At 64.1% G+C, this 13,419-nt stretch carries 8 protein-coding genes; all 8 read left to right on the top strand.

Annotated elements, in window-relative coordinates; all coding sequences use genetic code 11:
• The first annotated feature begins 591 nt into the window (after positions 1 to 591).
• The 8 genes from Q4S41_RS20915 to Q4S41_RS20880 all read left to right on the top strand — a co-directional run bounded on the left by Q4S41_RS20915 (position 592) and on the right by Q4S41_RS20880 (position 13,304).
• Positions 592 to 2,982, top strand: a complete 2,391-nt coding sequence (locus Q4S41_RS20915) for an efflux RND transporter permease subunit (RefSeq protein WP_305033083.1) — start codon at positions 592 to 594, stop codon at positions 2,980 to 2,982.
• A 60-nt stretch (positions 2,983 to 3,042) separates the two neighbouring features.
• Positions 3,043 to 4,080, top strand: coding sequence for a glycosyltransferase family protein (locus tag Q4S41_RS20910; protein ID WP_305033082.1), 1,038 nt, complete (start codon positions 3,043 to 3,045; stop codon positions 4,078 to 4,080).
• 308 nt (positions 4,081 to 4,388) lie between these two features.
• Positions 4,389 to 5,579, top strand: a complete 1,191-nt coding sequence (locus tag Q4S41_RS20905; protein WP_305033081.1) for a zinc dependent phospholipase C family protein — start codon at positions 4,389 to 4,391, stop codon at positions 5,577 to 5,579.
• Between the two features lie 163 nt (positions 5,580 to 5,742).
• Positions 5,743 to 6,351 (top strand): tetratricopeptide repeat protein, encoded by a 609-nt coding sequence (locus Q4S41_RS20900; protein ID WP_305033080.1) that lies wholly within the window; start codon positions 5,743 to 5,745, stop codon positions 6,349 to 6,351.
• A gap of 115 nt (positions 6,352 to 6,466) precedes the next feature.
• The gene (locus Q4S41_RS20895; protein WP_305033079.1) at positions 6,467 to 7,675 is read left to right on the top strand and encodes a cytochrome-c peroxidase; all 1,209 of its coding nucleotides are present in this window, start codon (positions 6,467 to 6,469) and stop codon (positions 7,673 to 7,675) included.
• Positions 7,676 to 7,758: 83 nt separating this feature from the next.
• Positions 7,759 to 9,078, top strand: coding sequence for a glutamyl-tRNA reductase (gene hemA / locus Q4S41_RS20890; RefSeq protein ID WP_305033078.1), 1,320 nt, complete (start codon positions 7,759 to 7,761; stop codon positions 9,076 to 9,078).
• 213 nt (positions 9,079 to 9,291) lie between these two features.
• A complete protein-coding gene (locus Q4S41_RS20885; protein ID WP_305033077.1) occupies positions 9,292 to 10,461 on the top strand; it encodes a glycosyltransferase family 4 protein in 1,170 nt (389 codons plus the stop codon).
• A 308-nt stretch (positions 10,462 to 10,769) separates the two neighbouring features.
• A complete protein-coding gene (locus Q4S41_RS20880) occupies positions 10,770 to 13,304 on the top strand; it encodes a DUF5686 family protein (RefSeq protein WP_305033076.1) in 2,535 nt (844 codons plus the stop codon).
• Positions 13,305 to 13,419: the final 115 nt, after the last annotated feature.

Raw genomic sequence — 13,419 nt, 5'->3', positions numbered from 1 at the left:
GCGCTGACTTGACGCTATTCACGATGACCGCCGTTTGGTGCCGGCTAACTCAGCCCACCTGAATTCATCAAGGGAGCTTCACGCATCACCGGCTTGATACGAAGCACGCCTCATCAGCGAAATCGGATACCAGGCGACACCGCCCCGAACAGCACGTGGAGTTTGGTTGCGCCGCCGGTCCGGTGGCGGAAACCGTCGATTACACCGCCTGATTGGTCTGCGCTAATCGCGGAACGGTCCATCTACAACAACCTTCCTGCACGAAGACGTTTGGCCCCTCGTTCGTTTCCCGAATGCACCGGGAGCACGACTAGCCCGCCCATTCGCCGAAAAATAATTGGCTCAGGCATAGGGGGCCGCCCCCCGCTCGGGCTCTCCCCAACAGTGGCCTGCCTCTGCCGCTTTTACCCTAAGCCTACCTTAATGTCACAGCACCTGTCATTGCTCTTGCTGAGCGGTTGCCTGAATGTAGTCGCGCTGTACTTCGAAGCCATTGCCTGGCGGGAGCAGCTGAGCGCCGTGCTGCCGGCCGGCCCGCGCCGTGGTAACCAGAGCCGGAATTGGACCGCTCATTTTTGGGGGAAATAAGCCATGTGGAAGACCCTGGCTATTTATATTCTGCGGTATCGGCTCCTGCTGGTGAGCGTCTTGCTGCTGCTGACCGGCTTCCTGGGCTGGCACGCCAAGGACGCGGAAATTACCTATAACTTAGACAACGTCGTCAGCCCCCAAGACCCCGACTTGCGCTACTTCCAGCAATTCCGCCACACGTTCGGGGAGGATGGTAACGTGCTCGTCATCGGGTTGGATGATGCCCGGGCTTACCAACTGGCCGGTTTTACAGCTCTGCGCGATTTCAGCCGGGCCCTGACGCGCGTACCGGGCGTGCTTGGCGTCGTGGCCCTGCCCACGCTGAGGGGCCTGCAGAAGGACGCGTGGAGGAAAAAGCTCACGGTCCGCCCCCTGTTTGCGCCCTTCCCCACCACCCAGCACCGGCTCGACAGCCTGTTGCAGGTGGTCCGCCTCCAGCCGCTCTACCAGGGCCAGCTGCTCAATACCCGCACGGGCGCCACGCTGCTGGCGGTGAACCTCGACCCCGCGTTTGTGAATTCGGCCCGGATGCAGGACGTGCTGCAGCACATCACCGACCAGGCCGACCGGTTTCAGCAGCAGACGGGCATTCACCTGCATTTTGCGGGGCTGCCCTACGTGCGCGCCGTTATCACGGCCAAGGTGACGCACGAAATGAAAGCCTTTCTGGTATGGTCGGTGCTTATCATGGCCGGGGCTTTGTTTGCCTTCTTCCGCTCGGGGACGGCCGTGGTGTTTCCGCTGCTGGTGGTGCTGATTGTTGTGGTCTGGACTATCGGCTCACTGGTGCTGCTGGGGTATAAAATCACCCTGCTCACCGGCTTGCTGCCCACCATCATTGTGGTCGTGGGCATTCCCAACTGCACCTACCTGCTGGCCCGCTACCACTACGACCTGCGCCAGTCCGGCAACCGGGTGCTGGCCATGACGCGGGTGGTGGGCAAGATTGGGCTGGTGACGCTGATGAACAACACCACGACGGCCATTGGCTTTTTCGTGTTCTGCTTCACCGACATCGCCATTCTCTACCAGTTCGGGCTGGTGGCCACGCTCAACATCTTCGTGGGCTTTCTGGTCTCGTTTATTCTGATTCCGGTCGTATTCGTGCTGCTGCCCGCGCCTACGCCCCGGCAACTGGCGCACCTGCAAGCCCGGCCACTCCGGCGGGTGCTGGATGCGGTGGAACAGCTCGTTCTGCACCACCGCCGCGCGGTGTATGCCGTCACGGGCGGGCTGCTGCTTACGGCGGCGGCGGGCTTGAGCCGGGTACACGCGGTGGCCTACATGGTCGACGACATCCCCCAGAACAGCTCTGTGCGGGCCGACCTGCAGTTCTTCCAGCGCCAGTTCAGCGGAGTCATGCCCCTGGAAATTGTGGTCGACACCGGCCGGAAAGGCGGCGTGCTGTCCCGCCAGAACCTGGCCCGCATCGACCAGTTTGAGCAATACCTGGCCACCCTGCCCGGCCTGACGCCCTCGGTGAGTGTCGTCACCGGCCTGAAAGCGGCCACCCAAGCCTTTTACAATGATGCGCCCGGCACGTTCCGGCTGCCCGATGCCACCGAGCAGGGGTTTGTGCTGCGGGCACTGGCCGGGGCGCAGCCAGCCGGGAGCAGCCCATCGGCCCTGCTGCGCACCCTGGTGGACTCCACGGGCCAGCAGGCGCGCCTTTCGCTGCGCATGGCCGATGTCGGGTCGAACCGGCTCGACACGCTGATGAATCAGCAGATTGCGCCCGCCGCGCGCCGCCTCTTCGCTGGCTCCCGTCTGCAGGCCCACCTCACGGGCACGACGCTGCTCTTCACCAAGGGCACTGCCTACCTGATTCACACGCTGAAAGACAGCCTCCTGCTGGCCTTTGGGCTGGTGGGTCTGGTGGTGCTGCTGTTGTTCCGCAGCGTGCGGGCCGTGGCCTTCGCACTCCTGCCCAACCTGGTGACGCTGGTGCTTACCGGGGGCCTGATGGGGTATTTAGGCATTCCGCTCAAGCCCAGCACGGCCCTCATTTTCAGCATCGCCCTGGGCATCGACGGCGACAACTCCATTCACCTGCTGGCCAAGTTCCGGCAGGAGCTGGCTGCCAACGGGGGGTGGGCGCGGCGGGCCATTGCCACCACCCTGCGCGAGGCGGGCACCAGCCTGCTCTATACCAGCGTGGTGCTGCTGCTGGGCTTCGGCATTTTTGCCTTCAGCGACTTCGGCGGCACGCAGGCGCTGGGCCTGCTCATGGGCGCGTCGCTGCTGATTACCAACTTCTCGAACCTGGTGCTGCTGCCCTGTTTGCTGGTCACGTTCACGCCCGTGGCCCTTCCCGCGCCGGCCCCGGCCCGCGTCCGCATTCCCGGTGCCACGGCCCTGCGGGTACTCGTGCCCGCGCGAAGCCGCCAATAAGCAGGCTTCCCATTCATTGGATTTTTTTCACGGCCACCTGGCCCTAATGTTCCCAATCCCATGCCCCGCGTACTGTATGCTATCCAAGGCTGTGGCAACGGCCACCTCACCCGTGCCCTGGACATTATTCCGCTCTTGCAGGCCCGCGTCGAGCAGCTCGACGTGCTCATCAGCGGCCCGGCCAGCGACATGCCCTTTCCCTACCCGGTGCGCTACCGCTGCCAGGGCCTGAGCTACGTCATGAACCGCCGCGGCGGCCTGAGCTTCACCAAAACCTTCTGGCAGCTGCGGCTGCCCACGCTGGTCCGCGAAATCCGCCAGGTGCCGGTGGGCAGCTACGACCTGGTCATCAGCGACTACGAGCCCGTAACGGCCTGGGCCTGCCGGCTGCGGGGCTTGCCCTGCGTCTCGCTCAGCCACCAAAGCGGCGTGCTGAGCCGGCGCGCCCCGCGCCCGGCGGAAGACGACCGGCTGGGCCGCACGGTCTTGCAGCACTACGCGCCGGCCACGGAGCACTACGGCTTCCACTTTCAGCGCTACGAGCCCAACGTGTTCACGCCCGTAATTCGGCAGCAGGTGCGGGCCTTGCGGCCCACCAACGAGGGCCACTACACGGTGTACCTGCCGGCTTTCGATGAGGACACGCTGGTGCATTCGCTGCAACGGCTCAACCCCACCGTGCGCTGGGAGGTGTTCTCCAAGTTCAGCCGCCGGGCCGTGACGCGGGGCAAGGTGCGCGTCCTGCCGGTCAGCGCCGACGCGTTTCTCGACAGCATGGCCCGCAGCGCCGGCGTGCTGTGCGGCGCGGGCTTCGAAACGCCGGCCGAGGCCCTGTTTCTGGGCAAAAAGGTGTGCGTGATTCCGATGAAGGACCAGTACGAGCAGGCCTGCAACGCGGCGGCCATTGCCCAGCTGGCCGTGCCCGTGGCGCACAGCCTAACCGGGGCCGATGCCGTGCTGCTGCGCCACTGGCTCGACCACGGCCGGCCGGTTGCGGTAGAGTACCCCGACGAAACGGCGGCCATCATTGACCGGGTGCTGCAGGAGCAGACCAGGCTGGTCACGGCGCCGACTTTACTTCACCGGGTCGCGGCGTAGTGTCGTCAGCGCCAGCTGCTTGCTTTCATGATGCAGCTGGCGCTGGCAGGCCCGCGGCTTCCGGCCGGTGGCCAAAGTGCCAGTTGGTCGAATGGTTAAGCGAATCGGCCGATTCCATTCGGGGCAGCCAATCCGGCTAATGAACTTTGCCCTGCTGATTACAACCGGCGTTTTCCCTATTCTGACTCCATGGCCTAAAGTTACGCGTCTCCTTCTTCTACCTGTCCGGCAGCTTGTGCTAGCAGTTGGTCCGTTGCGTTTCTTTTTGGTTGCTTATGGTACGCCGTATTAGGTTGCTACTCCTGTTTTTGCTGCTCCTTTCGGGGCGTGCTCGGGCCTTTTCGGCCCTGACCCACCAGGCCGTGGTGGATTCGTGCTGGGCCCGGCATCTGGTGCCGGTGCTGGAAAGCCGCTTCCCCGGCGCGACTGCTGCCCAGCTGCGCGAGGCCCGCAGCTACGCCTACGGGGGCGCGCTGGTGCAGGACCTGGGTTACTTCCCAGGCAATGCGCCGCTCTTCACCGACCTGGCGCACTACGTGCGCACCGGGGACTTCGTGCGGGCCCTCATCGAAGAAGCGCACGACCGCAACGAGCTGGCCTTTGCCCTCGGCGCCCTGGCCCACTACGCGGCCGACGGCGTGGGCCACCCCACGGGCGCCAATGCGGTGACCGACCTGGTGTTTCCAGGCATCGGAAACGGCCCCGGCACCGCCGTCACCTACGCCCAGGCCCCCTTGCAACACGCGCAGGTAGAATACGCCTTCGACGTGGCCCAGGTGCAGGCTGGCTACTACCGCTCCGAGGAATTCCACGAAGCCATTGGCCTGCGGGTGAGCCGGCCGGTGCTGGAGCGCGCTTTCCAATGCACCTACGGGCTGCCCCTCGCGCAGGTGCTGCCCCACCTCAAATCCGGTCTGGCCGCCTTCCGCTTCGTCGCTTCCGAGCTGTTGCCGGCGGCCGTGCGGGCCAGCGAGTACGTGCCGCCCGGGCAATTGGAGCAGCTGCCGGTCGTTGCCCGCCAACGCTACTATGAGCGCATCAACACCGGCCGCTTTCGGCGGCGCTGGGGCCAGCGCCCCGACCACCTGAGCCTGGGCATGCGCGTGCTGGTGGTGCTGGCGCCCGCGCTGCCCCGCCTCGGAGTGGCCTCGATGCTGGCCTACCGCCCCCTGCCGCCCGCGGCCGTGGCCACCATGCAAGCCAGTTTCGGCGAGGCGCTGGGGAGCTACCAGCGCCTGCTGGCCAACTTGGCCGCGCCCCTGCCCAATCTGAACCTCGACACCGGCGAGCCCACCGTGGCCACCGATTACTCCCTGGCCGACCGGACCTACGCGCGGTGGGTTCGCCGGTTGGCCCTCACCCCACGCGGGGCCGTGGCCCTGGCCGTGCAGCAAAACATCCAGCAGTTCTATGCTCCCGCTTCCCTGCTGGAGCCCGGGGAACTGGTGCCGGACCTGCAAACCCGCCTGGCCCTGGCCCAGGTACTCGTCCGGCCTTAGGGGTTCTGAGCTGAACAGGCGTAAATATTCTGAACAATAACAACTTGGATTAAACCCAAATTATTCGCCATAACCAAATAACACAGGCACGTAGGGGTCTAAACTGCTTCGTGCATCTACCTACCATGCCGTCCAGGCTATTTCTTCGGACGGAGGTCTTTGCATGAATCGGGTACGCGTAAGTTTAGTGGTTGGCCTGCTCAGCAGCGTTTCTTCCCTTAAATGCTGGGCCCAGAGCCAGGCGGATGCCTTTGCCACCAGCTACGCGGCCGAAGCCAAGGCTAACTACCCCGATGCCATCGGGGCGCTACAGGCGGTTTACACGGGCACGTACGAGCAAAATGTGCGCCTCGGCTGGCTCTTCTTTCTGGCTAAGAATTATTCCTCGTCAACGGCCCACTACCAAAAAGCTGTCGAGCAACGGCCCGCCGCCCTGGAAGCCAAGTTCGGGCTGGTCAAGCCGCTCAACGCGATGGGCCAGATGGATAAAGTCCTGCAGCTCTACACCGATATTCTCCACATCAACCCTCAGAATACCCAGGCCAACTACTGGACGGGCATTATCTACTTCAACCGCAAAGCCTACGCCCAAGCGGCCTCCCACTTTGAGCGCGTGGTCAGCCTATATCCATTCGATTACGACGCCAACTTTTCGCTGGCCGCTGCTTACCACAGCCTGGGCAGAAAGGCCGAAGCCCGCTCCCTATACGGCAAAGTGCTGCTCATTCGGCCCGCCGATGCCGCCGCTACCGAAGCCCTGAACCACCTATAAGCGCCCACGCGCCGGTGCGGGTTAGCCGGGACCAGTTGAGACCGTTACAAGCAGTTTCACACCCCCAATCGATTGCGTTTCCTATAAATTAAAAATAACCATCCAAATGCTACCTATGATTTCCTCCACCTCCATGCGGCTGTCTTCAATAGCCGCTGCTGCCAGCGTGCTACTAGCCGTGGTTTCCTGCCAGAAAGATACCGAAACGCCGACCGGCGCAGTGACGGCCGTGCCCGGCGGCGTCGTAGTCCCCGGGGCGGTGGGTCCGTTTACTGCGTTGCCGCTCGTGGCCCCTGCGCCGGCCAACAACGCGGGCAGCCCGCAGAAAATCGCGCTGGGCCGGGCCCTGTTCTGGGACCCGGTGCTCTCGGGCGGCAAGGACGTGAGTTGCGCTACCTGCCATCATCCCGCCAATGGCTACGCCGACGCCATTGACTTGGCCATTGGCAGCAACGGGCAGGGGCTGGGGGCCGCTCGGCGCTTCCCCGCGCCCAATGACATTTCCTTCGTCAAGCGCAACTCGCCCACGGTGCTCAACGCCGCCTTTAATGGCCTGAATGCCGCGGGCGACATTGACCCGGCCACGGCGCCCATGTTCTGGGACCTGCGGGCGCGGTCGCTGGAAGCGCAGTCGCTGCTGCCCATTGCTTCCCTGGAAGAGATGCGCGGCCACCAGTTCACCGAAGGGGCGGCGCTCGACTCGGTGGTGGCCCGGCTGCGGCGCATTCCGACTTACGCGACGATGTTCAGCGCCGCGTTTGCGGAGGATGTACCCGTGACGGCCACCAACCTGGGCAAAGCCCTGGCGAGCTTCGAGCGGACGCTGGTGGGCACCGATTCGCGCTTCGACCAGTACCTGCGCGGCGACCAAACGGCACTCAACGCCCAGGAAGTACAAGGGCTGAATGCCTTCGTGGCCAGCGGCTGCGATAAGTGCCACAACGGGCCCATGCTCAGCGACTACCAGCTCCACACCCTGGGCGTGGCCGATAACGGCAAAAACGCCGCGACCGATGCCGGCCCGAACGGCAACTACGCCTTCCGCACGCCCAGCCTGCGCAACGTGGCCCTCACCGCCCCTTACATGCACAGCGGCACGCAGGCCAACCTGCAGGCGGTGCTCAACTTCTACAACCCTGGCCGGGGGAACGGCACGGCCAACCCCCGCGTGAGCGCCGCCCAGCGCGACCCGCTCTTCCCCAACAACGTCAACAACGCGCAGGCCATCATTGCCTTCCTGGGTACGCTTACCTCTACTACCTACGACCGCACCGTGCCCACCAGCGTGCCCAGCCGACTGCCCGTGGGCGGCAACATTCAGTAAGGCGGCCGTTGGAGGCCGCCCGACAATTTATTGCTGCAACACGATGCAGTCGCTTAAAAAGTATAATAGCTCTTTCCCTCCCCATGACTCATCCTTTTAAGGCGCTGAGCCTTACGCATAAGAAAGCCCCACTGGCAATCCGGGAGCTGTTGGCACTCAACGAAGCTGCCTGCCAATGCCTTCTGCGTATCCTTCAGCACGAGCTTGGGCTAGCGGACGTATTGGTGCTCAGTACCTGCAACCGCACGGAAGTGTACTACGCGTCAGCCGATGAGCAGAGCGTAGCCATCGTGGCGGCCATCGGACAGGCGGCGGACTTGCCCGACGTGGCGGCTTACTATCGGTATTTCGCCGTCTTCAACGCGGCTCCGGAGGCAACCCGGCACTTGTTTGAAGTGGCCCTCGGGCTGGACGCGCAGGTGGTGGGCGACATGCAAATCAGCAGCCAGGTGAAACGGGCGTACCAACGCTCGGCCGACGCCCGGGCCGCCGGGCCGTTCCTGCACCGCCTGTTGCACACCGTGCTGAGGGCCAACAAGCGAGTGCAGCTGGAAACCTCCTTCCGCGACGGGGCCGCGTCCACTTCCTACGCCACCCTGGAGCTGGTGCAGGAGCTGACCGTCAGCATCGACCGGCCACGGGTACTCATTGTGGGCCTCGGCGAAATCGGCGCCGATATCTGCCGTCATTTTGCCAAAAGCAAGGCCTTTGCCGAGGTAACTATTTGCAACCGCACCACGGCCACGGCTGCCGCGCTGGCCGCAGAATGTGGCTTGCGGCAGCTCGCATTTTCGCAGCTAAGCCAGGGCCTGCAAGACGCCGACGTCATTATTTCTTCTCTGAACACGGCAACTCCGTTTTTCACCCGGCAAGTAGTGGCCGGGCTTGTGATTCAGCAACCCAAGTTCTTCATTGATTTATCGGTGCCGCGCAGCATCGCGGCCGATATGGAAGAGGTGCCGGGCGTGTTGGTCTACAACCTCGACGCCATTCAAAGCAAAGCCTCGGCGGCGCTGGCCCGGCGGGTGGCCGCCATTCCGCAGGTGCGCGCCATCATCGCCGAGAGCACGGACGGGTTTGCCCGCTGGACCCGCGAGCGGGGCCTAGCTCCGCTCGTTCAGCAGATGAAAAACAACCTGGAGCAGCTACGCCAAAAGGAAATGGCCCGTTTTCGCAAGAGCGCCAGCCCGGCGCAGCTGCATCTGTTGGAAGAGGCGACGAAGGCGCTGGTGCAAAAAGTGCTAAAGCAGCAGGTATTGCAGCTAAAAGCCGCCTGCCAGCGCGGCGGAACCAGCCAGTTGGAGGCCTTGCTCGATGATTTTGGAGGAGAAGAAGCCGCATTTGACCGTAGTCAAGTGGACGCTGAACAACGTTCCTTACCAAGATTCTTGACGGCCGCCTGATGCGAAAGGGTCGCCTCCCCGGTGGTTTCGGCCATCTACCCGAATGCGGCCGGTAACAGCTGACGACGTGCAAGGCGTCCAGAAAGGGGTGTCCCAGCGGCTGAATTTCGGCAGCCGTCTAGCGCCTCCGGCTACCCATCTATTATGGGAGGCACCGGGCCTTATGGAAAGCTAGCTTTCGGAAGTTAAGCGTTTTACTCTTACCCGCCGATTATGAAAACTGCTTCAAGCGCGGCCTCCTGGTCAACTATTCAGCCGCAGGATGTGCACAAAAGCCCCGTGGCCCTACTGTGCTTGTCGGAGTATTGGCGAGGCCTGGAAGAACAAACCTTCCGCCTAGCCAGCCAACTGCGCGACGACGGGCACCCGCTGACGTTGCTGGTGCGGGCGGGCTCGCCGCTGCAGCAGCAGGCGCAGGCCCACGGCCTGCCCAGCCTCGCGCTGCCGGCCGGCACTGGCCGCACGGTACTGCAGCTCAGCGCGTGGCTGCGCCGCGAGAAAGTCGGCCTGCTGCTGACCACGCACCCGATGGACCTGGGCATCGCCACGCTGCTCAAGCTGGCAGGCCCGCCGTTGCGCTGGGTGCATCATCAGGCCGAGCCCCTGCCCGTGCGCAGCCCCCGGCACGGGCGGTGGCTAACATGGCAGCTGCGGTTCGTGGATGCGTGGCTGGCCCCGACAATGGCCCAGGCACACTACCTGCGGCGGCAGCACGCGTTTGATTTGCGGCGGATATGGGTGGTGGCCCCGGCGCTGCCCCCCGGCTTAGGCTGCGCAGAAACGTCCTGCTCGCCCCCTACGGCCCGGCGGCTGCTCGACTTACCCCAAACAGTGCCCCTGGTGGGCGTGCTGGACCGGGGGGGCGAGGGCGCCGCCTTCGCCGTAGAAGCCCTTTACCACCTGCGGCAAGAATACGGGTCGGCCGCCGAACTGGTCGTGGTGGGCGGCCCCGATTCGCCGGATTGCCCGGCGCGGTGGGACCGGATGCGGAAAGTAGCGTTGCAGCTCCATGTTGAGCAGTTTGTGCACTTGCGCCCGTTGCATAATGGCTACGCATCGGCGCTGTTCTTCCGAGCAGCGACGGCGCTGTTGCTCCCCGCGCCGGCCGATGCCACGGACTTGCCGCTGTTGCACGCCCTGGCTTCGGGCTGCCCCGTGGTCAGCTGCGCTTCAACAGAAACCGGAACCTCCGCCACTCAGCAGCTAGCTGGCCAGTTTCCGGTGCACGACGTAGTTGCGTGCGTCCGGGGGCTCGCGCGGGTTCTGGGTGATGCTACCGCTCCGGACCGGGCTCAACAGGTTGCGGCCGGCATTTGGCGCCAGCATAATGCGGCCGAGCACGCCCAGCAGGTAGGAGCCATTTTAGAATACGTCAGCCATTAAGCAAACCCAACGGCAGACTAGCCACCGGCACTTTCAACGGCAAGCAGAACGGGCTCCGGGCAGTGTTTTCCAGGCAAACCCCTGCCCTCGCTCTTCCGGGATTTGGATAAATAATTTATGCCGGGGTAGGGGACTGGCCGGTCCCAGGTATCTGCCTTGTGGTTAGCGGGCCTGACAAGGCCGCTGACGTTGTATTTGCGAGGTTCCGTGCATGGCCTCAAACCTCCAATCCACTTGATTTAATGTTGGTTTATTCCTGCTTTTCCCGGGTCATCCGCTGGTCCTTCCGGTGGACTGCCGGGTGTTCTGTGCTCTTGCTTGTACTCACCACGCTGCCGGCCGCTGCACAGCGCGTGGTGAGCGGTCAGGTAGTGGAGGCGGCCACCGGCGCGCCCGTGCCCTTCGCCTCCGTGTTTGTGCCGCGCACCACAGCAGGCGTCACGGCCGATGTGGAGGGCCGGTTCAAGCTAGCTGTTAGTAATCAGGCTGATTCGGTGGCGGCTTCCGCCTTGGGCTTTGCGGTGGGCCGGGCGGCGCTTACTGCGGCCGCCGCCCAAGTGGTCATGCTTCGCCTGAAAGCGGGCGCGGGCGTGGCTCTAGGCGAGGTCGTGGTCAACTCGAGCCAGCCCGAAAACCCCGCCTTCCGCATCCTGCGCGAGGTGCAGCGCCACAAGCCGCAAAACGCGCAGGCGGCCCTGCAGGCAGCGGAGTTCGACTCGTACAACCGCACCGAGGCCGGGATGACGGACCTGCCCAAAGCAATGGCCAACCGCAAGGTGGTGAAGGACATTCAGGCGCTGGCCGTGCGGCGCGGGGCCAGCGCGGCCACCGACCCCAACGCCCCGCTGCCGCTCTTCGCGGCGGAAGTCAGCTCGCGAGTGTACCAGCAGTTCAGCCCGTCGCGCCGACGCGAAGACATTCTGCACCGCCAGCTGCGGGGGCCGGGCCCCGGCGAAAACACGGTCCTGGCGCAACTGCTGGGTGGCAACCTGCAGGCTTTCGACTTTTATCCCAACTGGCAGAGCCTGCTCGGCAAGGATTTTATCTCGCCCATCGCCGAGGGCGGGCGCCTCACCTACTCCTACGAACTGCAGGATTCGGTGTTCATCGGCCAGGACTGGTGCTACCAAATCGGCGTCACGCCCAAGCGCCCACACGACCTGGCCTTCACGGGCACCATCTGGATTACGGCCGGCAGCTACGCGCTGCGGCGCCTCGACGTGGTGGCCAGCCCGGATGCCAACATCAACTTCGTGAGCGACCTGCGCCTTTTCCAGGAGCTGACGCCGCCCGACCAGGGCCCGGGCCTGCCCACCAAAAGCCGCTTCGTGATTGGGCTGCGGCCCGGCAAGAACCTGGCGGCCATGCAGGTGCGCTTTACCACGATTAATTCGCATTTTGTGCGCAACCAGCCCCGGCCCGGTAACTTCTACGATGCCTCCGCGGCGGCAATTGAAAGCGATGCCCGGCGGGCGGGCCGGCCCACCGCACCCGTGGCCGACAGTGCCGACCTCTCCCACCGCTACTTTGACCGGCACCGGCCCGACACGCTCAGCCTGGCAGAAAGCCAGACATTTGCCGTGCTCGACTCGGCCCTGCAACTGCGCTCGGTGCGCAGCACCCTGGACTGGGTGGAGCTGCTGGCCAATGGCTATAAGAGTGCCGGCAAGTTCGAGTACGGCCCCGTGGCCGACAGCTACGCCTATAACGACATAGAAGGCAACCGCTTTCGGGTGGGTTTCCGCACCACGCCCGCCATCAGTCGCGACTGGCTGACGCAGGCCTACGTGGCCTACGGCACCAAGGATGCCAGCTTCAAGTACGGGCTGAAAACGAGCTACATCGCCGAGCGCCGCCACTGGACGGTGTTCGGGGCCGAGTACCGCCACGACCTGGAGCAAGTGGCCCTGCTCGACAACGACTTTCTCACCAACAACGGCCTGTTTGCGGCCACTTCCCACTGGGGCAACTTCCAGCGGGGCCGGCCGGTGTTGCGCGATTTGACGACCCTGAGCGTGCAGCGCGACCTGTTTCATGGCTTCACCCAGACGGTGCTGCTGCGCTACCAGCAACTGCAGCCGCTCTACAATTTCGCGTACTACACCAGCCCCGGCCAGGCGTTGGACGCCAGCGGGGCGCTGGCCAGCAACTTCGACTTATCGGAAATCGTGCTGCAGTCGCGCTACGCCCGCGACGAAAACCTGGTGCAGGGCGAAACCGGCCGCCAGTCCATCAGCGTGATGCACTGGCCGGTGTTCACGTTTCGCTACACGCTGGGGCTGAATAACCTACTGCAGTCCGATTTCAAATACCACAAGCTCAACTTGTTGGTAACCCAGAGCCTGGGCCTGGGCCAGCTGGGCCGGCTCGATTACCGCCTCGAAGGCAGCTACATTCCCGGCGCGCTGCCCTACCCGGAACTGAAGATTCCGCTGGGCAACGAAACGCCGTTTCTCAACCCCAACGCCTTCAACCTGATGCGCTACTTCGAGTTCGTGACCGACCGCTCAGTGTCGCTGCGCGTGGAGCAGCACCTGCAGGGCCTACTGCTCAACGCCGTGCCCGGCCTGCGGGCCCTGGACTGGCGCCTCGTGGCTTCGGGCAACGTGCTTTACGGCGGCCTCTCAGCCACCAACCGCAACCTCCTGCCCCTCACCGACCTGCAGGGCAACCCCCTCACGCCACCGCAGTCGCTCGGCGCGCTGCCCTACGCCGAGGTCGGGTACGGCGTGGAAAATATCTTCCACTTCGTGCGCGTCGATTTCCTGCACCGCCTCACCTACCGCGACCTGCCGGGTGCGCACAACTTCGGTGTCAAGGTCACGGCCCAGTTCCAGCTCTAAGCCAGCAAACGACGGAAGCACTCTGAGTAAGTGGTTAATTCAGGTGTCGGCCTTCATTGGTGAGGATAGTTTTTCAACTAAATATTCAACGGGCGTAGGGGTGAGGCCGGCCTGC

Origin of the sequence: Hymenobacter convexus, assembly GCF_030580955.1 — a bacterium.
Classification (GTDB): domain Bacteria; phylum Bacteroidota; class Bacteroidia; order Cytophagales; family Hymenobacteraceae; genus Hymenobacter.
This window is presented reverse-complemented; position numbering and strand designations above follow the sequence as displayed.